This is a genomic window from Streptomyces corchorusii (genome assembly GCF_001514055.1).
GTDB lineage: Bacteria > Actinomycetota > Actinomycetes > Streptomycetales > Streptomycetaceae > Streptomyces > Streptomyces olivaceoviridis.
The window spans coordinates 16,000-38,705 of the sequence record NZ_KQ948373.1 but is presented as its reverse complement, the minus strand read 5'-3'; the positions used below and the strand labels follow the sequence as shown (position 1 = coordinate 38,705).

Annotated in this window: 19 protein-coding genes and 1 pseudogene; 13 read left to right on the top strand and 7 right to left on the bottom strand. The window is 73.1% G+C overall.

The genetic code is table 11. The annotated features are described in order from the left end of the window. Positions 1–128 precede the first annotated feature (128 nt). The 8 genes from AQJ11_RS39435 to AQJ11_RS39400 are packed head-to-tail and all read left to right on the top strand — an operon-like array spanning position 129 to position 7,974. Entirely contained in the window at positions 129–1,193 is a 1,065-nt protein-coding gene (locus tag AQJ11_RS39435) for a sugar ABC transporter substrate-binding protein (RefSeq protein ID WP_014676400.1), read from the top strand. Then, complete coding sequence (locus AQJ11_RS39430; protein ID WP_014676401.1) at positions 1,190–2,698, top strand: sugar ABC transporter ATP-binding protein; 1,509 nt, start codon at positions 1,190–1,192, stop codon at positions 2,696–2,698. Before AQJ11_RS39435 ends, AQJ11_RS39430 begins: the two co-directional genes overlap by 4 nt. After that, positions 2,691–3,716 carry an ABC transporter permease gene (locus AQJ11_RS39425; RefSeq protein WP_059266583.1) on the top strand — a complete coding sequence of 342 codons (1,026 nt, stop codon included), beginning with the start codon at positions 2,691–2,693 and terminating at the stop codon, positions 3,714–3,716. The genes AQJ11_RS39430 and AQJ11_RS39425 overlap by 8 nt, the downstream gene beginning before the upstream one ends. Continuing rightward, positions 3,716–5,092, top strand: a complete 1,377-nt coding sequence (locus tag AQJ11_RS39420) for an L-fuconate dehydratase (RefSeq protein WP_398781314.1) — start codon at positions 3,716–3,718, stop codon at positions 5,090–5,092. The genes AQJ11_RS39425 and AQJ11_RS39420 overlap by 1 nt, the downstream gene beginning before the upstream one ends. Next, positions 5,089–5,862, top strand: coding sequence for an SDR family NAD(P)-dependent oxidoreductase (locus tag AQJ11_RS39415; protein WP_014676404.1), 774 nt, complete (start codon positions 5,089–5,091; stop codon positions 5,860–5,862). Before AQJ11_RS39420 ends, AQJ11_RS39415 begins: the two co-directional genes overlap by 4 nt. Beyond that, on the top strand, positions 5,859–6,827 hold the full coding sequence (locus tag AQJ11_RS39410) for an aldo/keto reductase (RefSeq protein ID WP_059266581.1): 969 nt from the start codon (positions 5,859–5,861) through the stop codon (positions 6,825–6,827). The genes AQJ11_RS39415 and AQJ11_RS39410 overlap by 4 nt, the downstream gene beginning before the upstream one ends. Then, complete coding sequence (locus AQJ11_RS39405) at positions 6,824–7,138, top strand: L-rhamnose mutarotase (protein ID WP_014676406.1); 315 nt, start codon at positions 6,824–6,826, stop codon at positions 7,136–7,138. The genes AQJ11_RS39410 and AQJ11_RS39405 overlap by 4 nt, the downstream gene beginning before the upstream one ends. Further along, positions 7,135–7,974 carry an amidohydrolase family protein gene (locus tag AQJ11_RS39400; protein WP_059266580.1) on the top strand — a complete coding sequence of 280 codons (840 nt, stop codon included), beginning with the start codon at positions 7,135–7,137 and terminating at the stop codon, positions 7,972–7,974. Before AQJ11_RS39405 ends, AQJ11_RS39400 begins: the two co-directional genes overlap by 4 nt. Here the strand turns inward: AQJ11_RS39400 and AQJ11_RS39395 are convergent. Next, entirely contained in the window at positions 7,962–9,383 is a 1,422-nt protein-coding gene (locus AQJ11_RS39395; RefSeq protein ID WP_059266579.1) for a lipase maturation factor family protein, read from the bottom strand. The genes AQJ11_RS39400 and AQJ11_RS39395 overlap by 13 nt on opposite strands. Positions 9,384–9,510: 127 nt before the next feature. Between AQJ11_RS39395 and AQJ11_RS39390 the strand changes: the two genes are divergently transcribed. Then, the gene (locus tag AQJ11_RS39390) at positions 9,511–10,881 is read left to right on the top strand and encodes a DUF6777 domain-containing protein (protein WP_059266578.1); all 1,371 of its coding nucleotides are present in this window, start codon (positions 9,511–9,513) and stop codon (positions 10,879–10,881) included. A 408-nt stretch (positions 10,882–11,289) separates the two neighbouring features. After that, positions 11,290–12,153: an Fpg/Nei family DNA glycosylase gene (locus AQJ11_RS39385; RefSeq protein ID WP_059266577.1), complete on the top strand. Its 864-nt coding sequence runs from the start codon at positions 11,290–11,292 to the stop codon at positions 12,151–12,153. 75 nt (positions 12,154–12,228) lie between these two features. On the opposite strand, the gene AQJ11_RS39380 is transcribed toward AQJ11_RS39385, so the two are convergent. The 3 genes from AQJ11_RS39380 to AQJ11_RS39370 all read right to left on the bottom strand — a co-directional run bounded on the left by AQJ11_RS39380 (position 12,229) and on the right by AQJ11_RS39370 (position 14,250). Then, entirely contained in the window at positions 12,229–12,882 is a 654-nt protein-coding gene (locus tag AQJ11_RS39380; protein WP_014676412.1) for a zf-HC2 domain-containing protein, read from the bottom strand. Positions 12,883–13,033: 151 nt separating this feature from the next. Beyond that, positions 13,034–13,549, bottom strand: coding sequence for a hypothetical protein (locus AQJ11_RS39375; RefSeq protein ID WP_014676413.1), 516 nt, complete (start codon positions 13,547–13,549; stop codon positions 13,034–13,036). A gap of 152 nt (positions 13,550–13,701) precedes the next feature. Further along, positions 13,702–14,250 (bottom strand): sigma-70 family RNA polymerase sigma factor, encoded by a 549-nt coding sequence (locus AQJ11_RS39370; RefSeq protein ID WP_059266576.1) that lies wholly within the window; start codon positions 14,248–14,250, stop codon positions 13,702–13,704. Positions 14,251–14,511: 261 nt separating this feature from the next. On the opposite strand from AQJ11_RS39370, the gene AQJ11_RS39365 reads away from it, so the two are divergent. Further along, positions 14,512–15,660, top strand: a complete 1,149-nt coding sequence (locus tag AQJ11_RS39365; protein ID WP_059266575.1) for a CapA family protein — start codon at positions 14,512–14,514, stop codon at positions 15,658–15,660. Here the strand turns inward: AQJ11_RS39365 and AQJ11_RS39360 are convergent, their stop codons facing one another. Further along, on the bottom strand, positions 15,661–17,082 hold the full coding sequence (locus tag AQJ11_RS39360; RefSeq protein WP_014676416.1) for an amino acid permease: 1,422 nt from the start codon (positions 17,080–17,082) through the stop codon (positions 15,661–15,663). A gap of 390 nt (positions 17,083–17,472) precedes the next feature. Continuing rightward, positions 17,473–17,877 (bottom strand): universal stress protein, encoded by a 405-nt coding sequence (locus tag AQJ11_RS39355; protein ID WP_189894095.1) that lies wholly within the window; start codon positions 17,875–17,877, stop codon positions 17,473–17,475. A gap of 276 nt (positions 17,878–18,153) precedes the next feature. On the opposite strand from AQJ11_RS39355, the pseudogene AQJ11_RS50570 reads away from it, so the two are divergent. Both AQJ11_RS50570 and AQJ11_RS39340 read left to right on the top strand, forming a co-directional pair. Continuing rightward, positions 18,154–20,885, top strand: a pseudogene (locus AQJ11_RS50570) (phosphatidylglycerol lysyltransferase domain-containing protein); the annotation flags it as partial. Positions 20,886–20,980: 95 nt separating this feature from the next. Continuing rightward, the gene (locus AQJ11_RS39340; protein WP_014676420.1) at positions 20,981–21,817 is read left to right on the top strand and encodes a polysaccharide deacetylase family protein; all 837 of its coding nucleotides are present in this window, start codon (positions 20,981–20,983) and stop codon (positions 21,815–21,817) included. 49 nt (positions 21,818–21,866) lie between these two features. Here AQJ11_RS39340 and AQJ11_RS39335 read toward each other — a convergent pair whose 3' ends face one another. Then, positions 21,867–22,538 carry a class F sortase gene (locus AQJ11_RS39335; protein ID WP_041665578.1) on the bottom strand — a complete coding sequence of 224 codons (672 nt, stop codon included), beginning with the start codon at positions 22,536–22,538 and terminating at the stop codon, positions 21,867–21,869. Positions 22,539–22,706 lie beyond the last annotated feature (168 nt).

Below are 22,706 nucleotides of genomic sequence, written 5' to 3'. Positions count from 1 at the left end.
CCAGCCGAGTGGTCCGACCACTATGCGGCGACAGCCGGAATTCTCGCTGCAAGAGGGTGTTCTACCGGTCGAGTGGTCTGATAAGTATGCGGTCGTCTGCTCGAACCCCCTCGACGAGGAGCCGCGAGATGCCCGCGAGCACAGTGACCAAACGCAGCAGGTCCCGGATCACCGGCGCGGCGGCCCTGGCCGTCGGCGCCTCGCTCGTGCTCGCCGCCTGCGGCAGCACCAAGGACACCGCGAGCGCGGGAAGCGGCGGCACCGGCAAGGTCGGCGTGATCCTGCCGCTGCTGACCTCGCCGTTCTGGCAGTCGTACAACGACTACGTGCCCAAGATGGCCAAGTCCGAGGGCGTCGAGGTGCTGAAGACGGTCAACTCCAACAGCGACCCCTCGCAGCAGATCACCGACATCGACAACGAACTCAACCAGGGCGTCAGGGGACTGGTCGTCGCCCCGCTGGACAGCGCCGCCATCCAGGCCGGTCTCGACCAGGCCGAACGCAAGGGCGTGCCGGTCGTCGCGGTGGACGTCGCTCCCGACAAGGGCAAGGTCGCCATGGTGGTGCGCGCCGACAACGTCGCCTACGGCAAGAAGGCCTGCGACTACCTCGGGCAGCACGTGGGCAGCGGCAAGGTCGTGCAGATCATGGGCGACCTGGCCTCGGTCAACGGCCGTGACCGATCCGAGGCGTTCCGGTCCTGCGTGAAGGAGAAGTACCCCAGGCTGAAGGTGCTGGAGATCCCCGCCAAGTGGGAGTCCGACACCGCCGCCGCCAAGCTCGACACCCTCCTCAACGCCAACCCCGACATCAAGGGCATCTACCTCCAGGCGGGCGGTGTCTACCTGGCCCCGACCCTCCAGACCCTGAAGTCGAAGAACATGCTCAAGGCGGCCGGGCAGCAGGGGCACATCGCGATCGTCTCCAACGACGGCATCCCGCAGGAGTACGAGGCCATCCGCAAGGGCCAGATCGACGCCACCGTCTCCCAGCCTGCCGACGCCTACGCCAAGTACGGCCTCTACTACATCAAGGCGGCGATGGAGGGGAAGAAGTTCAAGCCCGGCCCGACCGACCACGACTCCACGATCGTCAAGCTGCCCAGCGGCATCCTGGAGGACCAGCTGCCCGCCCCGCTGGTCACCAAGGACAACGTCGACGACCCCAAGCTGTGGGGCAACACGGTCCGATGAGCACCCCGCCCGTCGACATCACACCGCTGGTCGAAGCCGCGGACATCGTCAAGCGGTACGGTCCCACGGTCGCCCTCGCCGACGGCCGGCTCACCGTGCTGCCCGGCGAGTCCCACGCCCTCGTCGGCCGCAACGGCGCCGGCAAGTCCACCCTGGTGAACATCCTCACCGGGCTCCAGGCCCCGGACGCGGGCACCGTCCGCTTCGACGGCGAGAGCGCGCCCCCGCTCGCCGACCGGGACGCCTGGCGCCGCAAGGTCGCCTGCGTGTACCAGAAGCCCACCGTCGTACCGGAGCTGACGGTCGCGGAGAACCTCTTCCTCAACCGGCAGCCGCGGGCACGGGGGCTGATCAGCTGGCGCCGGCTGCGCACCGAGGCCGCTGACCTCCTCGCCACCTGGGACGTCCACGTCGACCCGGAGGCCCGTACCGCCGAACTCAAGGTCGAGGACCGCCAGATGGTGGAGATCGCCCGCGCGCTGAGCTTCGGTGCCCGGTTCATCGTGCTGGACGAACCCACCGCCCAGCTCGACAACCGGGAGATCGAGCGGCTGTTCAGCCGGATGCGGGCGCTCCAGGACTCCGGGGTGACCTTCCTGTTCATCTCGCACCACCTGCAAGAGGTCTACGAGGTCTGCCAGACGGTCACCGTGCTGCGGGACGCCCGCTGGATCACGACGGCCCCCGTCGCCGAGCTGCCCAGGCCGGCCCTGGTGGAGGCCATGGCGGGGGAGTCGATCGCCGAGCACGCGCGCTCGCGCGGCACGGTGACCGGCGCCGCCCCGGTCGTGCTCGACGTGCGCGGCCTGACCTCCACCGCGTACGACGGCATCGACCTCACCGTCCGCCGCGGTGAGGTCGTGGGACTCGCCGGGATCAGCGGCAGCGGCAAGACCGAGCTCGCCGAGACCCTCGCCGGACTGCACACCCCGACCGGCGGATCGGCCCTGCTCGAAGGGGAGCCGCTGCCGTTCGGAGACGTGCGGGCGGCCCTGGACGCGGGCGTCGGCTGTGTGCCCCGCGACCGGCACGAGCAGGGCCTCGTCCCCGGTATGACCGTCGGCGACAACACCACCCTGAGCGTCCTGGACCGGCTCGGCCGCTTCGGCTTCGTCGGCACCGACCGCAGAAGCGGCTTCGCCACCGAGCTGATCGACCGCCTCGACATCCACACCGAGGGCCCCGGACAGCCCGTCTCCGACCTGTCCGGCGGCAACGCGCAGAAGGTCGTCATGGCCCGCGCTCTGGCCTCCGACCCCCGTCTGCTCGTCCTGATCAACCCGACGGCGGGCGTCGACGTGAAGTCCAAGGAGTCCCTGCTGGCCCGCATGGACAGCGCCCGCGAGGACGGCACGGCCGTGCTCGTCGTCTCCGACGAACTCGACGACCTGCGCCGCTGCGACCGCGTCCTCGTCCTCTTCCACGGCCGCATCGTCGCCGAGCACCCGGCCGGCTGGCGCGACCACGAGCTGATCGCCTCCATCGAAGGAGTGGACCATGGCTGACACCAAGGCCCCGCCGCTCACCTCGCCCCGCCTGACCGACCAGCGGGCCGCCCGGGCCGTGCTGCTCCGCCGCGCCCGCGAACTGGCGCTGGTACCTGCCCTGTTGCTGCTCATGGTGCTGGGCGCGGTGGTCAACGACTCGTTCCTCACCGAACGGAACCTGATCTCGATCCTGGGCGCGTCGGCCGCCCTCGCCATGGTGGTGCTCGCCGAGTCGCTGGTGCTCATCACCGGCAAGTTCGACCTGTCCCTGGAGTCGGTCGTCGGCATCGCGCCCGCCCTCGGGGCGCTCCTCGTCCTGCCCTCGGCGCAGGCCGGCTGGGGCACCGGGTTCCCGGCGCCGGTCGCCCTGCTCGCGATCCTCGTCGCGGGCGCGGCCGTCGGCGCCTTCAACGGCGTCCTGGTCGTGAAGTTCAAGCTCAACGCGTTCATCGTGACCCTCGCGATGCTCATCGTGCTGCGCGGACTGCTGGTCGGCGCCACCAAGGGCAAGACCCTGTTCGGCATGCCCGACAGCTTCTCCTCGCTGGCCACCACCACCTTCCTCGACGTCCCGATGTCGGTGTGGCTGGCCGCCGTCGCCTTCGCCGTCACCGGAGGCGTGCTGAAGTACCACCGGGTCGGCCGCGCGCTGTACGCCATCGGCGGCAACGCGGAAGCCGCCCGCGCCGCGGGCATCCGCGTGGAGCGCGTGATGCTCGGGGTGTTCGTCGTCGCCGGTGTCCTCGCCTCCGTCGGCGGCATCATGCAGACCGGCTACGTCGGCGCGATCAGCGCCAACCAGGGCCAGAACATGATCTTCACCGTGTTCGCGGCGGCGGTGATCGGCGGCATCAGCCTGGACGGCGGCAAGGGCACCATGTTCGGCGCCCTGACCGGCGTCCTCCTCCTGGGCGTCGTGCAGAACCTGCTGACCCTCGCCCAGGTGCCGTCGTTCTGGATCCAGGCCATCTACGGCGGCATCATCCTCGTCGCCCTGATGATCGCCCGTGTCACCACGGGCCGCGCCCAGGACTGATGGACCGTCACCTTCCCCCGGCAGAAAGGACATCCGTGTCCGACGCTTCCGCCCGCGTCATCGCGGTCGACACCCACGACATCCGCTTCCCCACCTCGCGCGAGCTGGACGGCTCCGACGCGATGAACCCGGACCCCGACTACTCGGCGGCCTACGTCGTCCTGCGCACCGACGCCGCCGACGGCCTGGAGGGACACGGGTTCACCTTCACCATCGGGCGGGGCAACGACGTCCAGGTCGCCGCGATCGACGCGCTGCGGGGCCATGTGCTGGGCCGCGACGTCGAGGAGCTGTGCGCCGACCCCGGCTCGCTCTTCCGGGACCTGATCGGCGACAGCCAGCTGCGCTGGCTCGGCCCCGAGAAGGGCGTGATGCACATGGCGATCGGGGCCGTCGTCAACGCCGCCTGGGACCTCGCCGCCCGGCGGGCCGGCAAGCCCCTGTGGCGGCTGCTCGCCGACGCCGAACCCGAGTGGCTGGTCCGGCAGATCGACTTCCGGTACATCACCGACGCCCTCACCCCCGAGGAGGCCCTCGACCTGCTCAGGCGCGGCCGGGCGGGAGCCGAGGAGCGCCGGGCCCGGCTCCTGGAGCGCGGCTTCCCCGCCTACACCACCTCCCCGGGCTGGCTCGGCTACGACGACGACAAGCTCGGCCGGCTCGCCACCCAGGCCGTCGCCGACGGCTTCCGGCAGATCAAGCTGAAGGTGGGCGCCGACCTCGACGACGACATCCGCCGCTGCCGGGTGGCCCGCGCCGTCGTCGGACCGGAGATCCGCCTGGCGATCGACGCCAACCAGCGCTGGAACGTGGACGAGGCGATCCGCTGGACCAACGCCCTGGCGGAGTTCGGCCCGTACTGGATCGAGGAGCCCACCAGCCCCGACGACGTCCTCGGCCACGCCGCCATCCGCCGCGCGGTCGGCCCCGTGAAGGTCGCCACCGGCGAACACGTGCAGAACCGGATTGTCTTCAAGCAGATGCTCCAGGCCGGCGCCCTCGACATCGTGCAGATCGACGCGGCCCGCGTCGGCGGGGTCAACGAGAACCTCGCCATCCTGCTCCTCGCCGCCAAGTTCGGCGTCCCCGTCTGCCCGCACGCCGGCGGGGTCGGCCTGTGCGAACTCGTCCAGCACCTGTCGATGTTCGACTACCTGGCCGTCTCCGGGAGCACCGAGGACCGGGTCATCGAGTACGTCGACCACCTCCACGAGCACTTCGTCACCCCGGTCGTCATCCGCGACGGCCACTACACGGCACCCACCGCGCCCGGCTTCTCCGCCGCCCTGCGCCCGGAGTCCCTCGCGCGGTACACGTTCCCCGGCGGCACCTACTGGGCCGCCGACCCCGACACCCAGAAGGGACAGGCCGCATGAGCGACTTCGCGGGACTGAGGGCCCTGGTGACCGGCGGAGCGTCCGGCATCGGCCGCGCCACCGCCGACCTCCTCGCCGCCCGCGGCGCCCAGGTCGCGGTCCTCGACCTGGACCCGTCCGCGGTCGACAAGCCCCTCATCGGGCTGCGCGCCGACGTCACCGACGACGCCTCGGTGCGCACGGCCGTCCAGGACGCCGCCGAGGCGCTGGGCGGGCTGGACATCCTGGTGAACAACGCGGGCATCGGCGCCCAGGGCACCGTCGAGGACAACGACGACGCCGAGTGGCGGCACGTCTTCGACGTCAACGTCCTCGGCATGGTCCGCACCGCCCGCGCCTGCCTGCCGTACCTGCGCCGCACCGCCACCGCCCGTCCCGGCACCGCCGCGATCGTCAACACCTGCTCCATCGCGGCCACCGCCGGCCTGCCGCAGCGCGCCCTGTACAGCGCGACCAAGGGCGCCGTGTACTCCCTGACCCTCGCCATGGCCGCCGACCACGTCCGCGAGGGCATCCGCGTCAACTGCGTCAACCCCGGCACGGCGGACACCCCGTGGATCGGCCGGCTGCTGGACGCGGCCGGGGACCCGGCCGCCGAACGTGCCGCCCTGGAGGCCCGGCAGCCCACCGGACGACTGGTCTCCGCCGCCGAAGTAGCGGGCGCCATCGCCTACTTGGCGAGCCCCCTCTCCGGCGCCACCACCGGCACCGCCCTCGCCGTCGACGGCGGCATGCAGGGCCTCAGGCTGCGTCCGGCGGCGGACCGGTGACCCGCCTGGGCCGCGGCGGCGCCGAGGTCACCTCCCTGGGCCTCGGCGCCGCCGCCCTCGGCAACCTCTACACCCCGATCGGCGACGAGCAGGCGCAGGCGGCCGTGCGGGCGGCCTGGGAGCGCGGCATCCGCTACTTCGACACCGCCCCCCACTACGGCCTCGGCCTGTCCGAACGCCGCCTGGGCGCGGCCCTGCGGGAGTACGACCGCGCCGCCTACACGGTCTCCACCAAGGTCGGCCGCCGCCTGGAGCCGGCCGACGGCACCGGCGACGACCTGGCCAACGGCTTCGCCGTACCCGCCGCCCACCGCCGCGTCTGGGACTTCACCGCCGACGGCGTCCGCCGCACCCTGGAGGCGAGCCTGGAACGCCTCGGCCTCGACCGGGTCGACATCGTCTACCTCCACGACCCCGACGACCACGCCGAAGAGGCCTTCCGCGAGGGCTACCCGGCACTGGAGAAGCTCCGCGCCGAGGGCGTGGTGGGCGCCATCGGCGCGGGCATGAACCAGACGGAGATGCTGGCCCGGTTCGTCCGTGACACGGACGTCGACGTGGTGCTCTGCGCGGGCCGGTACACCCTCCTCGACCAGAGCGCGGCCACCGAACTGCTGCCCGAGGCCCTGCAAAGGGGCGTGTCCGTGGTCATCGGCGGCGCCTTCAACTCCGGCCTGCTGGCGGACCCGGCCCGCCACCCGACGTACGACTACGCCGAGGCGCCCCGGAAGTTGCTGGACCGGGCGCTGCGGATGCAGGCGGTCGCCGAGCGCCACGGCACCACCCTGCGCGCCGCCGCCCTGGCCTTCTGCTCCGCCCACCCGGCCGTGGCGAGCGTCCTGGCCGGCGCCCGCTCGGCGGCCGAAGTCCACGACTGCGCCGACCAGTTCGCGACACCGGTGCCGGACGCCTTCTGGCGGGAACTGCGCGCGACGGGCCTGCTGCCCCCGGAGGAACCGTCATGAGGGTCGCCCTGCACACCAAGGTCCGCGCGGACCGGATCGAGGAGTACGAGGCCGCCCACCGCGCGGTCCCGAAGGACCTCACCGACGCCATCCGCGCCGCGGGGGCCACCTCCTGGACCATCTGGCGGTCGGGGACCGACCTCTTCCACGTCCTGGAGTGCGCCGACTACACCCGTCTGCTCGCCGAGCTGGAACGGCTCCCGGTCAACGCGGCCTGGCAGACCCGGATGGCGGACCTGCTGGACGTGGCGCACGACTACTCCGCCGAGGGCGCGACCGCCACCCTGCCCGTCGTATGGGAGCTGCCATGACCGTCGACGCCCACCACCACGTCTGGGACCTGACCGTCCGCGACCAGGACTGGATCCGGGGCCCCGAACTCCAGCCGCTGCGCCGGAACTTCACCGTCGCCGACCTGGAACCCGAGGCACGCGCCGCCGGGGTCGACCGGACCGTCCTCGTCCAGACGATCACCGTGCCCGAGGAGACCCCCGAGTTCCTCGCCCTCGCCGCCGCCCACGACCTGATCGCCGGGGTCGTCGGCTGGACCGACCTCACCCGCCCCGGCGTCGCCGACGAACTGGCCCGGCTGCGCGCCCTCCCCGGCGGCTCCTACCTGAAGGGCATCCGGCACCAGGTGCAGGGCGAACCCGACCCCGAGTGGCTGCTGCGGCCCGACGTCCTGCGCGGCCTGGCCGCCGTGGCCGACGCCGGCCTGGTCTACGACCTGGTGGTCCAGCCCCACCAGCTCCCGGCCTGCGCGGCGGCGGCCCGTTCCCTGCCCCAGCTCACCTTCGTCCTCGACCACCTGGGCAAGCCGCCCATCGCCTCCGGGGACCGCGCGTCCTGGGCCGCCGCCCTGCGCGCCCTCGCCGCCCTCCCCAACACCGTCGCCAAACTCTCCGGCCTGGTCACCGAGGCCGGCCCGGACACCCGCAACCCCGCCGGTCTGCGCCCGTACGTCGACACCGCCCTGGACGCCTTCGGACCCGCCCGGCTGATGGCCGGCTCCGACTGGCCGGTGTGCACCCTGGCCATGAGCTACACCGACGTCCACGCGCTCACCCGGGAGGTGACGGCCGGGCTCGGCGAGGCGGAGCGCACGGCGCTGTTCGAGACCACCGCGACCCGCGTCTACGACCTCTGAACCGCGCCCGCGAGCCGGGTCGGCGGCAGGTACTCCCGCACGAACGTCCGCTCCCAGCACGCCCCCGTCTCCCGCAGCTCCGCCCAGGTCGTGTACCGGTACCGGAACAGCCGAGCCCGGACATAGCGCGGCGGGGTGTCCGGCGGGAACGGGGAGCGGCGCAGCAGCCGCAGCGTGTCCCGGTCGTTCTCCAGCAGGCGTTCCACCAGGCCGCCGAACCACTCCCCGGCGTAGGCCGGCGACAGCGCCGCGAACCACATCAGCCAGTCCAGGCGCAGGTGGTAGGGGGCGAACTGGCGCGGCCAGCGGCGGGGATCGCCGGGCTTGCCCTTGAAGGCGTACTCCCGCCAGTCCGAGTCCGGGTGCGGGGTGTCGTCCAGCGTGCCCTCGACCACCACCTCGTAGCGGACCCGGCTGACGCTGCCGAACGCACCGTAGGTGTTCACCAGGTGCAGCGGGTCGAAGGAGCGGTTCATCACCTGGCGGCGGGAGACCATGTTCACCACCGGGCGGTGGCTCAGGAAGAGCAGCAGCGCGCCGACCGCGAGCACCAGCACCTCGTACCACAGCGGTGCCGGGGGCACCGACGGCGCGGTCGCCGGCAGCCGGAGCGCGGACAGCGCCAGCACGATGGTGATCCAGTTCAGCCAGGAGAAGTTGCCGGAGAGCACCAGCCACAGCTGGGTGACGATCATCAGCGCGGCGGCGGCCGAGGCGACCGGCTGCGGGGTGAACAGCAGGACCGGTACGACGAGCTGGGTGACGTGGTTGGCGGCCACCTCCACCCGGTGCAGCGGCTTCGGCAGACGGTGGAAGAACCAGCTCAGCGGGCCCGGCATCGGCTGGGTCTCGTGGTGGTAGTCCAGACAGGTCAGCTGCCGCCAGCAGGCGTCGCCCCGCATCTTGATCAGCCCGGCGCCGAACTCCACCCGGAACAGGATCCAGCGCAGCAGGAACAGCACGACGACCGGCGGCGCCACCTCGCCGTTGCCGAGGAACGCGGCCAGGAAACCCGTCTCCAGCAGCAGCGACTCCCAGCCGAACGCGTACCACGTCTGGCCCACGTTGACGATCGACAGGTACAGCGCCCACGGCAGCAGCCACAGCAGGATCCCGGCCCACAGCGGCAGCAGCGAGTCGGCCCCGGCCAGCAGGGCCGCCGACACCGCGCAGCCCGTCCAGGCACAGGCCGCGAAGAAGCGGTCGGAGTAGTGCAGGTGGAACAGGCTCGGGGCGTGCCGGAACCGCACCCGGGCCAGGTGGCGGGGGATCGGCAGCATCCCGCGCTCGCCCAGCAGGGCTCGGAACTGGAGGGCCGCCGTCAGGAACGCGACCAGGTACACGGCGGCCAGAGCCCGCTGGAAGACCAGCCGGCTCAGCCAGTAGTCGGGTGCGGTGAACCAGTCCACGGCTGTGCGCGCCCTCCTGTGCGGCGAACCCGGCGCCGCTGTCGTCACGGCGTTCCCCGAGTTGCCAGCCAAACCTGAGCGATGCCAACAATAGGGCGTAATCACCCACAGTGATGCGGAGTGTGCGGTGCGGATACCCACCCGATCCATCGTCGCGGCCTTGGCGCTCTCGGTGGCGCTCCTCGCCGCGGGCTGCGCGGGCGCCGGTGTCAAGCAGACCAAGGCGGGCGAACTGGTCGTCCTGGAGGCCGCCACCGACCGGGGGCCCGACCCCTTCACCGAGCCCACGGACACCGGCACCCCCCGGCCGGAGTCCCCCCGGGGCACCGCCAGGGTCCCGCCCGGGGAGGTCGAGGCGCCCCTGCGCGCGGCCCGTACCGTGTCCGGCGCCACGCCCGGCCTGTACCGGGGCACCCCGCACGTCGCCGCCTGTGACGTCGAGCGACACATCGGCCGGCTGGTGGCGGACGGGGCCAGGGCCGACGCCTTCGCGCAGGCGGCCGGCGTCACCCGGTCGGCGCTCCCCGGCTATCTGCGCGGACTGACCCCGGTCGTCCTGGGTGGCGACACCCGCGTCACCAACCACGCCTACCGCGACGGCCGGGCGGCCCGCTACCAGGCCGTGCTCCAGGCCGGCACCGCGGTCCTCGTCGACGACCGGGGTCTGCCTAGGGTGCGCTGCGCCTGCGGCAACCCGCTCAAGCCGCCCGCGCCGACCCGCGGCGGTGCCGGGGCCCGCGGTACCCCCTGGGCCGGCTACCAGCCGAACCAGGTGATCGTGGTGGCCCCGGCGCCCCGGGCCGTCACCAGCATCACGATCATGGACGCCGCGACCCGCGCCTGGATCGAGCGCCGGGTCGGCCCCGACGTCCGCCGGGACCGGGTCGTGGCCCCGCCCGCGACCGCCGCCGCCAGCCCGGTCCCGTCCGGTCCGGCGGACGCCGGACCCTCGGTCACCGGGCGGCCCAGCCCGCGCGAGAGCGGCCCGGCCGCGTCGAAGTCCCCGGCGGGTACGCCGTCGTCCCCGTCCGGCTCCGCGCTGCCGGACGGCCGGGGCGATCACCCGGACGGTGCCAGCGGGCTCGCGGACCGGAACACCGGGACGACGGCGCAGGAGCCGCCGCCCGCCGAGGACGCCCCCGATCCCGACCCCGTTCCCGATCCGGCCCGCGATCTCTCCCTCGACCTCTCCGTGGACCCCTCGGACCCGGGTTCCTCCGATCCGGGCGCCGCCGATCCCGACGCCCTGGTTCCGAGGGCGCCCGATCCGGGTGCCGTCGATCCAGGCACCTTGGCTCCGGACGCCTCCGCTCCAGGCGACTCCGAGCCGACCCTCACCGCCCCGGACGCCTCCGCCGACACCGGCCCGTCCACCGCGCCCGAGATCCCCGGCCTCCCCGACGGCGGCGGCCTGATCCCGGACGCCCCGCCCGCCGCCCGGTCCGGCACAGTGCCCGGCACCGCCCCCGCCCGCCCCTCGGACGAGCCCGGCGGCTGAGCGCGCGCCCGGTGCCCGCCGGGCCCGTCGCCGATCAGGTCGAAGAATCGTCCGGTTCCTGGCAAGGCGGCCCCATGGCCGATCGGGGAGCGAGCGCCCTGTCACTCCCGGAGGACTGGCCCGCCCATTCGGCCCCGGTCCTCGCGCTCAACCGCATCGGCAGCTTCGACTGGGACCTGGACGCCGGCCCGTTCCCAGGGACGCCCAGGCCCTCGCGGTGTTCGACCTGCTGCCCGAGGAGACCGTCACCCGTGCGGGCCCTGGTCCCCGTGGATCGGCTCTCCGACGGCTGGGGCGTTCAGGCGCGGGGCGGCGGCAAGGCGGTGTGGTGCGCGTTCCGGGTGCCCCGGCCACCGCTCTGGACGTGACGGCGGGGGCGTTGTCGGTGCCGGATGGCACTCTGGACGTATGCCCGAACTGCCCGAGGTAGCAGCGCTGACGGACTTCCTCACCGAGCACCTGGTCGGACGGCGGGTGGTGCGGGTGCTGCCCGTGGCCATCAGCGTCCTGAAGACGTACGACCCCCCGGTCACGGCCGTCGAGGGGGCCGAGGTGACGGCCGTGCGCCGGCACGGCAAGTTCCTGGACGTCGAGACGGACGGCGGGCTGCACCTGGTGGCCCATCTGGCCCGCGCGGGCTGGCTCCAGTGGAAGGACCGGCTGCCGGACGGCCCGCCGAAGCCCGGGAAGGGCCCGCTGGCGCTGCGCGTGGCCCTGGAGACCGGCGAGGGCTTCGACCTGACCGAGGTCGGCACCCAGAAGCGCCTCGCCGTGTACGTCGTCCGCGACCCGGAAGAGGTGCCCGGCATCGCCCGCCTCGGCCCGGATCCGCTCGCCGGCGACTTCGACGAGGACCGCTTCGCCGCCCTGCTCCAGGGCGAACGGCGGCAGCTCAAGGGTGCCCTGCGCGACCAGTCGCTGATCGCGGGCGTCGGCAACGCCTACAGCGACGAGATCCTGCACGCCGCGAAAATGTCCCCGTTCAAGCTGGCCGCCTCCCTCACCCCGGAGGAGACCCACCGGCTGTACGAGGCGCTGCGCGACACGCTCACCGAGGCGGTCGAGCGCTCCCGGGGCGTGGCCGCCGGGCGGCTGAAGGCGGAGAAGAAGGGCGGCCTGCGCGTCCACGGCCGCACCGGCGAGGCGTGCCCGGTGTGCGGCGACACCATCCGCGAGGTCTCCTTCAGCGACTCCTCGCTCCAGTACTGCCCCACCTGCCAGACGGGCGGCAAGCCCCTGGCCGACCGCCGGCTGTCCCGCCTGCTGAAATGAGCCCGGGGTCCGGCTCCGGCTGTCGTGCCGGCGGGGTGAGGGGGCGCCGAGGAGCGCGGTCACGTCCCGGTGCGGTCACCGTGCCCGCACCGTGACCAGCCGTTTCCCGTCCGTCGTGCGGATCTCGAACCGGGCGATCTGCTCCGGGCGCATGGCGGTGGCGCCCATCGCGGTGGTGGGCCGGGTGCCGTCGCCCGCGTTGGTCCAGCCGGCGACGACCTGTTCCGTGCCGTCGCGGCCGACCGCGACCAGCCGGCAGGTGTGCGCTCCGGAGCCGTCCTTGACCTCCAGCCGCAGAGCGCTGCCGAAGTCCTCCTCCGCCGAGGTGACCCGCGCCCACACCCCGGTGTCCGGATCGGTCGCCGCGGCGACCTGTGCGGCCGGGGCCGTGTGGCCGGCGAACGCCACGATCCCGGGACCGGCCACGGCCAGCACCACGGAGGCGGCCAGGCCGTACAGCGTCCGGCGGCGCCGCGTGCGCCGCAGGCGCGCCGGCTCGCCGAGCAGCCGGTCCAGCAGCCGGGGACCGGGCTGTGCCATGGGGTGCACGAAGCGCGGCGTGGCCCGGCGGTACAGCATCAGCTGCCGGGTCGTGGCCCCGAACTCGGTCACGTGCGCCGCGCACCGAGGGCACTCCATGAGGTGGTCCTCGAAGCGGAAGGCCTCCGCCTCGTCCAGCACGCCGAGCGCGTACGCGCCGACGTCGCGATGCCTTTCCAGGGACCTCATGCCGAATCCTCGTGCCGAAGGGTGGGGGAAGGGTTACTCCTTGCTCCCACCCGTACGCAGCCGACCGCCGAATCACTCAAGCCACGCGCAGAATCGCGGACGAGGGATTCGGAGCGGCCCGGCCCGCGGATTGGTGTGAATTCCGGAAGGTTCAGAAGAGGTGGATCGCGAGGTGCCCGAGGGGCAGCCCGAGCCGCCAGGCCGGGGTCCACACCTTCGGCCCGTCGTCCTCCCCGTACACCGCCCCGCCGCCGGGCACCGCGTCCAGGTCCGGCGCGAGCAGTTCGGTCTCCTCCAGCCAGCGCCAGGCGTCCGCCGCCAGCGCCAGGTCGGGGCCGGGCGTCCCGGAGCCGGCCGCCCGCTCGGTCAGCTCGGCGAGGCGCTCGCGCACCCAGTCCTGCCACGGCTGGTCGTAGGCGGTCAGCGACAGCCAGTTCTCCAGTTGGGAGATCACCCGGATGCCGGACAGCTCCCCGTCGGTGTCGGACAGGAAGACGGTCAGCGCCAGCGCGTCCCGGCCGGCCCGGAACTCGAAGGACGTCGGTGGCATCAGATCGCCGGTGCGCAGCAGCTCGTCGGCGATGTACTCGGCGTACAACCAGGCCATCGGAACGGCCAGTTCACCGCCGTCGGCGCCGTCCGTGCTCTCGTGCCCTCTGTGCAGCATCCCTTCCTGCCTTCCTCCGGTGCGTGCGCGTCGCCCGGGCCCCGTCGGGGACCGCGGCCCCCGGTGCCCGCGAGAACGCGGATGAGGACAGCCCATGCCCGAACGGGGGCCGCAGCAAGGCGCTTTACCGAGGTTTGACCCGGCTCACGGTTTCACCGCAGGTCGGTCGCGTAACCCGGAAGGCCCCGGCGCAGGGCGCGCAACGCGTAGTACGCGCGGGATTTCACGGTACCGGGTGGAATCCCCAGGGTCTGCGCCGCTTCCGCCACACTGGCCCCGCGGAAATACACGAGTACCAGCACGTCACGGTGTTCCGGCGTGAGTGTCTTCACAGCCTCCCGGACGTCGAGCATCGCGGCGGCCCGTTCGGCGTGGTCCGCGGTCACCCGCGCGTTCTCGGGGACCTCGTCGCCGATCTCGGTCGGTCGCGCCCGCCGGGCCCGCCGGGCGTCGATCGCGAGCCGCCGGGCCACGGTGAGCAGCCAGGGCCGTACGGAGTCGTAGCCGTCGGCGTGCAGCGCCTCCGGATGCTGCCAGGCGCGCACCAGGGTCTCCTGGACGAGGTCCTCGGCGCGCTGCCGGTCTCCGTCGCAGAGCCTGAACAGCAGGGCGAACAGGGGTCCGCCGTGCTCGCGCTGGAGCGCGGCCAGCTCGTGCTCGGCGGTCGTCGTCCCGGGGGGGAGTGAGGTTCCGGCCGTCATGGCCGTATGGCAGCGCAGGGCGCGGCCGGCGGACAGGGGGCGGACCCGGTTGTGCGACGGACGGTCGAACGCGTCGGCGAACGGTCGGACGAGCGGTACGCCAGGACCCGGCGAGCCGTACGCCAGGACCCGGGCGGGCGGTACGCCAGGGCCCCGGACGGGCTAAGGACGGCTTCCGGGCTGTTTATCCGACTCGACAGATTCATACCCATATGCCCGTGACGGCTTCGTCTGTATATACGACAATCTTGGGGTGAGTTGATGATCGGACGCAGACAGCAGGTGGCCCTGGCCCTGACCGCCGTCCTCGCGGCCGGAGCCGCCTGCCAGAACCAGAACCGGGAGTCCGGCGCGGAGGGACGCTCCGCCCCCGCCGCCGCGGACGGCTTCACCCTCGTCGCCTCCGGAGACGTGCTGCCGCACACCTCCGTCATCGAGCGCGCCTCCTTCGACGCCGGCGGCAGCGGCCACGACTTCCGCCCGATGCTCGCCGGTGTCCAACCGGTCGTCGCCGGCGCGGATCTGGCGCTGTGTCACATGGAGACCGTCTACGGCGCCGACGGCGACTACGCCGGCTACCCCGACTTCAAGTCCCCGCCGCAGATCGCCCAGGCCCTCGCCGCCACCGGCTACGACGGCTGCTCCACCGCCTCCAACCACGCCCTGGACGACGGCGCCACCGGCATCCGGCGCACCCTCGACGCCATGGACCGGGCCGGCCTCCGGCACGCCGGGACCCACCGCACCGAGGCCGAGGCCCGCTCGGTCACGCTGCTGCGGGCGGGCTCGGCCAAGGTCGCCCACCTGTCGTACACCTTCGGCACCAACGGCAACGCGCTGCCGCCCGGACAGCCCTGGGCCGTCGACCTGATCGACGCCGACCGGATGATCGCCGACGCCCGCGCCGCCCGCCGGGCCGGCGCGGACGTGGTCGTGCTCTCCGTGCACTGGGGCACCGAATGGCAGGACGAGCCCGACCGGCAGCAGCTCACCCTCGCCCAGCGGCTCACCTCCTCGGCCACGGCCGGCCGCCCGGACATCGACCTGATCCTCGGCACCCACGCCCACGTCCCGCAGGCGTACGAGAAGGTCAACGGCACCTGGGTGGTCTACGGGATGGGCGACCAGATCGCCGGCGAGATGTACAACGGCGAGGGCGCCCAGGACCCGCGCGGCAACGAGTCCACCCTCGGCCGCTTCACCTTCGCCCCGCCCGCCCGGGCGGGAGAGCCCTGGCGGGTCACCAAGGCCGAGTTCGTCCCGCAGCTGTACGACCTCGACGCCGGCCGGGTCGTCGACCTCAACAAGGCCATCGCCGAGGGCGCCGAGCTGGAGGGGGTGCGGGACCGCATCAGGGACGTGGTGCTCAGCCGGGGCGCCGGGCAGGACGGCCTGGTCATGGCGGAGTGACTACGGGGCCGGCCGCTCCGCCAGCACCGAGCGGCGGTAGGAGTAGCCGAAGTAGATACCGCAGCCGATCACGAACCACACCGCGAACCGCACCCAGGTCTGCCACTGGAGGAACGTGATCAGCCAGATCGAGAAGACGACCCCCAGCGCGGGCACGACGGGCATCCCCGGCGTCCGGAAGGTGCGCGGCAGCTCCGGCTGCCGGTAGCGCAGCACGATCACCGCCGTGCACACCACCACGAACGCCAGCAGGATGCCGATGTTGGTCAGCTCGGCCGCCTCGCCGATCGGTACGAACCCGGCGATGACGGCCGAGGCCAGCCCCACGATCCAGGTCACCCGGGTCGGCACGTGCCGCGTCGGGTGCGTCTTCGCGAACCACCGGGGCAGCAGTCCGTCCCGGGACATCGAGAACCACACCCGGGTCACGCCCAGCATGAACGTGAACATGACCGTGAGGATGCCGATGATCGCCCCGACCGCGATCACGTCGGCCAGCGCGTCCAGCCCCACCGACTTGAACGCCGTGGAGAAGCCGCTCTCCTTGTCGATGTCCTTGTAGTTCTGCATGCCCGTCAGCACCAGACAGGCCGCCACGTACAGCACCATGGAGATCACCAGCGAGTAGATGATCGCCTTCGGCATGTGCCGCTGGGCGTCCTTCGACTCCTCGGCCGCCGTCGACATCGCGTCGTAGCCGAACACGGCGAAGAACACCGTCGCGGCGCCGGTGAACGCCCCGCTGATGCCGAACGGGAAGAACGGGTGGTAGTTGCGCGTGTCGATGTGGAAGACGCCCACCCCGATCACCAGCAGCACCACCAGCACCTTCAGCGCGACCACGAACGTCTCGAAACGGGCCGCGCTGCGGATGCCCTGGTTCAGCAGCCAGGCGATCAGCAGGCAGAGCAGGGCCGCGAACAGGTCGACCCGGTGCCCGGCCCCGGTGCCGGGCGCGCCCAGCATCCACTGCGGCAGGCCGGCGCCCATCTGCTCGACCAGGAAGCTGAAGTAGCCGGAGATGCCGATGGCCACCACGGCCACGATCGCGGTGTACTCCAGCAGCAGGTCCCAGCCGATGAACCAGCCCGCGAACTCGCCGAGCACCGCGTAACCGTAGGTGTAGGCCGACCCCGCCTTCGGGATCAGCCCCGCGAACTCGGCGTACGACAGCGCCGCGCACGCGCTCGCGACACCGGCGATCAGGAACGACACCAGCACCGCGGGCCCGGCCGTGCCGTTCGCCACCGTGCCGGCCAGCGTGAAGATGCCCGCGCCGATGATGCCGCCCACACCGATCGCGGTGAGCTGCCAGAGCCCCAGCGACCTGTCCAGCCGGGTGCCCTCGCCGACCTCCGTCTCCTCGATGTGCTCGATGGGTTTGCGGCGGAGAATCCCCTCACCCGCTCGGAGCCTGTCCATGGGCCTCACCTCTTCGCCTACGGCAAACGGCTGACGGCGGATCATGATGGCTCAGCGAGGAGCCCCAGGGAAGACGCCACGCACGGCCCGCGCGGTGCCCGGGCCCGGCCGGGGAGAGGGACGCGCCGGGTCTGCTCGCCGGCGAGGACGACGAGCCGGCGGCCGGCGACGGTACGGACGCCGCCCGGTCGCCGGGGCCGGATCGGGGCGCGCGGCGATCCTCACCCGTGCCGGTCGGGGACACCGGGCCGGCCGGGAGGCGTGGGCGCCCGGTGCGGCCTGCCCGCGCCCCTCGGCGGTCCGTGCGCCACGGGGGGCGGGCCGGGATCGCGCCGACCGCGGTGGGCGCGGGAGCTCACCCCCGCCGGCGCGTCCCCCTTCCCCGCCGCCCTACGGCACGACCGTGACCGGCCAGCGGCCCGTCTTCACCAGCCGGACCGCCACCGACCCGATGATCCGGTGGCCGGCCTGTTCCGAGGCGCCCACCACCACCGCGTCCGCCTTCAGCTCGTCCGCCGCCTTCACCAGCCCGTTGTAGGGGTCGCCGCGGAAGGTGTGGAACTCCCAGCGCACCTCGAACGTCCCCTTGAGCCGCTCGGCCGCGTCCCGGATCTGCGCGACCAGATCCTCGGCGATCTCGTCGGTGGTCTCCGCCACCGGCGCCCCGAGCGCCGCCCCGGCCGCGAGCACCGGCTGCACGTACACCACCGCCAGCAGCGCGCGCTGGCGCCGGGCCAGACCCGCCGCGTACGAGGCGGCGCGCATCGAGGAGTCGGAGCCGTCCACGCCGACCATGATGACCTTCGGTCCGTCCGTGCCCCGTTCGAACCGGTGCGCGTGCGAGTGCTGCTCGTGATGCTGTTCCGTCACGGCACGAGGCTATCGGAATCGACCGTTCCTGGTGAACGCCTGTTCACGGGGGCCCGCTCGACGGGCGCGGCCCGGCGGCCCTTCCTGGAGTCGGAACCATGACCGCCACCGCGCAGCCCGCCGCACGGAGGGACGCCACGCCGGCACACCCGCCCGCCGGCGGACACCTCAGCCGGGTCCCGCAGGGCTTCGCGACCCTCTTCGCCGCCCTCGCGCCTGCTGTGCGCCCTGCTGCTGCTCCTGCTCGTGCTCGCCCGCGGGGAGTTCTACGCCGTCTCCCGCCGCGGAGCCGTATGGCGGGCCCTCGCCGTGCTGCTGGCCGGGCTCGCCGCGGCGACACTCCTCGGCTGGGGCCTGGTGCTGCTCTTCCCCGGGACGCTCCCGGCCGGCCGGCACCTGGCCTGGGCCGCCGACCGGGTGCGCGGCGGGATGGTTCCGGGCAGCGCCTTCGACGGCCGCCCACCGCGCCAGGTGACCTTCCTGCTCGGCCTGTTCGGCGCCCTCGCCCTGCTGAACGCGGCGGCCACGCTGTTCCGCTCCCAGCGCCTGGAAGCCGCCCTGCACGGCGACGAGGAGGCCCACATCCGCGCCCTGCTCGCGGCGTACGGCCACCGGGACTCCCTCGGCTACTTCGCCACCCGGCGCGACAAGGCCGTCGTCTTCTCGCCCAGCGGCAAGGCGGCCGTCACCTACCGCGTCGAGGCCGGGGTGTGCCTGGCCTCCGGGGACCCCGTCGGCGACCCGGAGGCCTGGCCGCGCGCCATCGACGCCTGGCTGGACCTGGCCCGCCGGCACGCCTGGGCGCCCGCCGTCATGTGGCCTCCGAGGCCGGGGCCCGCGCCTGCGCCCGCCTCGGCGCCCTCCGGCTCGGCGACGAGGCGATCCTGCACGTCCCGGAATTCGATCTGGCCGGCCGCCGGATGCGCGTCACCCGGCAGGCCGTGCACCGGGTCCGCCGCACCGGAGCCGTCTGCCGCATCCGCCGCCACGCGCACCTCGGCGAACGCGAGATGGAGCAGATCGTCCGCAAGGCCGACGCCTGGCGGGACACCGAGACCGAACGCGGCTTCTCCATGGCCCTGGACCGGCTCGGCGACCCCGCCGACGGCGACTGCCTGCTCGTGGAGGCCCTCGGCGAGGACGGCCGGCTGCTCGCCCTGCTCTCCTTCGTGCCCTGGGGCCGCGACGGCGTCTCCCTGGACCTGATGCGCCGTGACCGGGCGGCACCCAACGGGGTCATGGAGTTCATGGTCGCCGAACTGTGCGCCGCCGCGCCGGAACTGGGCGTGCGGCGCGTCTCCCTGAACTTCGCCGTCTTCCGCTCGGCCTTCGAGGAGGGCGCCCGCATCGGTGCCGGACCGGTCCTGCGGCTGTGGCGCCGGCTGCTGCTGTTCCTCTCCCGCTGGTGGCAACTGGAAGCCCTGTACCGCTCCAACGCCAAGTACCTCCCCGAGTGGTACCCGCGCCCCGCGCTTCATCTGCTACGGCGACACCGCCTCCCTCGCCCGCATCGGCCTCGCCTCCGCCATCGCCGAAGGCTTCGTCTCCGTCCCCTCGCTGCGCAAACTCTGGAGAAAGGGGCACCCGGACAGCGGACGGCGGCCCGCCACCACGGCGGGCCCGCCGTCCGCGCCGGTGTCCGGCCCCGCCGGAGGGGACGGGGCCGGGCCCGCCGCACCCGGCCGCGGGTCCGCCGGACCAGGTCCGTGTCCGGTACCGCACCCTCGACCGGCTGCGGGCGACGGTGACGTCCGCGCCGGGGGTGCCGTCGGCGAGGGCGTGGGTCGGGGCGGGCACGCCCACGTGATAGGGGTCGGTGCCGGTGGGAACCCACCGTCCTCGTCACCTCCTGGCAGCTCACCGGCAAGTGCCTGCACCCCCTGCCCGACAAGCGGAGCGGCCTGACCGACCCCGAGGCCAAGGTCCGCCACCGCCACCTTGACCTGATCACCAGCCCCGACGCCCGTGCCGTCCTGCGCACCCGCTCCGCCGCCGTCCAGACCCTGCGCCAGGGGCTGCTGGACCGCGGCTACCTGGAGGTCGAGACCCCGGTGCTCCAGCAGGTCCACGGCGGAGCCCGCGCCCGCCCCTTCACCACCCACATCAACGCCTACGACCTCGACCTGTACCTGCGCATCGCCCCCGAGCTGTACCTGAAGCGGCTGTGCGTCGGCGGCGTGGAGAAGGTCTTCGAACTGGGCCGCACCTTCCGCAACGAAGGCGTCTCCCACCAGCACAACCCCGAGTTCACGATGCTGGAGGCCTACCAGGCGCACGCCGACTACGACGTGATGCCCGACCTCGCCCGCGAACTGGTCCAGGGCGCCGCGACCGCCGCCTTCGGCTCCCCGGTCGCCCGCAGGGACGGCGGGGAACACGACATCTCCGGGACCTGGTCCGTCAAGACGGTGTACGGGGCGCTCTGCGAGGTGTTCGGGGAGGAGATCGGCCCCGGCACCGTACTGCTGCGGCTGCACCGGCTGTGCGACCGCACCGGGGTGCCGTACACCGCGTACGACGGGCCCGGCGACATCGTGCTGGAGATGTACGAGCGGCTGGTCGAGCACCGGACCGGACCGCCCACCTTCCACAAGGACTTCCCGGCCGACGTCTCCCCGCTGACCCGGCGGCACCGCACCGACCCGCGGCTCGCCGAACGCTGGGACCTCGTCGCCTTCGGCACCGAACTCGGCACCGCCTACTCCGAGCTGACCGACCCCGTCGAGCAGCGCCGTCGGCTCACCGCGCAGTCGCTGCCGGCCGCCGCCGGCGACCCGGAGGCTATGGAACTGGACGAGGACTTCCCGGAGGCCCTCGCCTACGCCATGCCCCCGACCGGCGGCCTCGGCCTCGGCGTCGACCGGGTCGTCATGTTCCTCACCGGTCTGACGATCCGTGAGACGCTGCCCTGCCCGCTCGTGCGCCGCCGCTGAGACGCCCGACGCCCACTGCGCTGTCCGGGTGCATTACCGCCGCCGCACCGGTGCCGTTGTGGTGCGCCGGACTCCGTTGGGGCGACTGATGGGTCATGCAGAAGGATCAGTTGTTCACCCGGCGCCGGATGCTCCTCGCCGGCGTCGCCGCCCTGGGAGCCGCGGGCACCGCCGGAGTCGTCCTCGCGCAAGGCGGCGAGGAGACCGCCGGGACCGCCGCCGCCCCCGTCGCCGGCCCACAGGCCCGCCAAGCGCTCAAGCCCTCCGCCTTCCGGCTCCAGCCGCTCACCGGAGACGGACCGCCACGCGCCGCGCCCCGCAGGCTGAAGGTGCGCAAGGAACCCATCATGCGGGTGTCCACGAGCGGTCGGCACATGGTGCTGACCTTCGACGACGGCCCCAACCCGGCGTACACCCCGCACATCCTGGACACCCTCGCCAAGCACGACGTACGGGCGATGTTCTTCGTCTGCGGCGAGTGCGTCGTGCAGAACAAGGAACTGCTGGCCCGGATGGCCGACGAGGGCCACGTGGTCGGCAACCACACCTGGACGCATCCGCTGCTGACCGAGCTGAACCGCCGTGAGATCCGCTCCGAGATGGAGAGCACCAGCGACGCCATCGAGGACGCCTACGGCGAGCGCCCGCAGTGGTTCCGCGCCCCCTACGGCGCCTGGAACCGCGCCGCGTTCCAGCTGGGCGCGGAGATGGGCATGGAACCGATGGCCTGGACCGTGGACACCACCGACTGGATGGAGCCCGGCACCCGCACCATCATCGACCGGGTCGAGGGCGGCGCCGCCCCCGGAGTCGTGGTGCTCTCCCACGACGCCGGGGGCGACCGCTCGCAGACCGTCCGCGCGCTCCGCGAGTGGCTTCCCTATCTGATCGACTCCGGATACCGCCTCACCGTGCCGCGCCGGCGCGCGTGACGGCTTCCGGCCGTACCGGCGCCTCCTCCGCCCGCCGGGCCGCGGTGGTTCACACGACCGTGGCCAGGCGGGCGAAGACCACGACGTTCCCGTCGTAGCCGTTCTGCTTCGAGAAGCCGCCGCCGCAGGTGATGACCCGCAGTTCCGGCGCCCCCTTCGAGCCGTACACCCGGTCGCCCGGGAAGTTGTTCTTCTCGAAGACCTCGACCCCGTAGATCTCGAAGACGGCGGTCTTCCCGTCCTGGCGCAGGACCTCGACCTGGTTCCCCTTCTTCAGCGCCCCGAGGCCGTAGAACACGGCGGGGCCCTGCTTGTTGTCGACGTGTCCGACGATGACCGCGGTGCCCTTCTCCCCCGGGGACACGGCGCCGGTGAACCAGCCGGCCAGGCCCGGGTTCTCCGGCGGCGGCGCGGCGACCCAGCCGTCCGCGTCCAGCCCGACCTGCACGACGGGCGCGTCCACCTGGATCGCCGGGATCCGGACCCGCTGCACGGGGGAGAACGGCAGGGAGGCGGGCGCCGCCGGGAAGGTGCCCGAGATGGCGCGGTTGTCCGGGGCCGCCGCTGTGGCGGGCTGGGGCGGGCCGACGTCGAACTCGCCCGAACCGTTGCGCATGAGCGCCAGGCCGGTCAGCAGGACGAGCGCTATCACGCCCCAGGGGGCGCGCTTCCTCCGCCGCTCCTCCTCTTCGGCAAGCTGGGCCAGCTTGGACGCAGACATTTCGTCACCCCTCTCGACGCGGGCCTCGCCACGTCCCTCGCGCATGGGAAAACGCTAAGTCCCGCGCGTGCGGCGGGCGACGGGTCGAACGGCGAACGGGTGGCCTCGCACCCGGTCGGTGCGCCATCCGAGTTGCCGTTTCCAGGAAATTTCTGACGGTCCGTGACC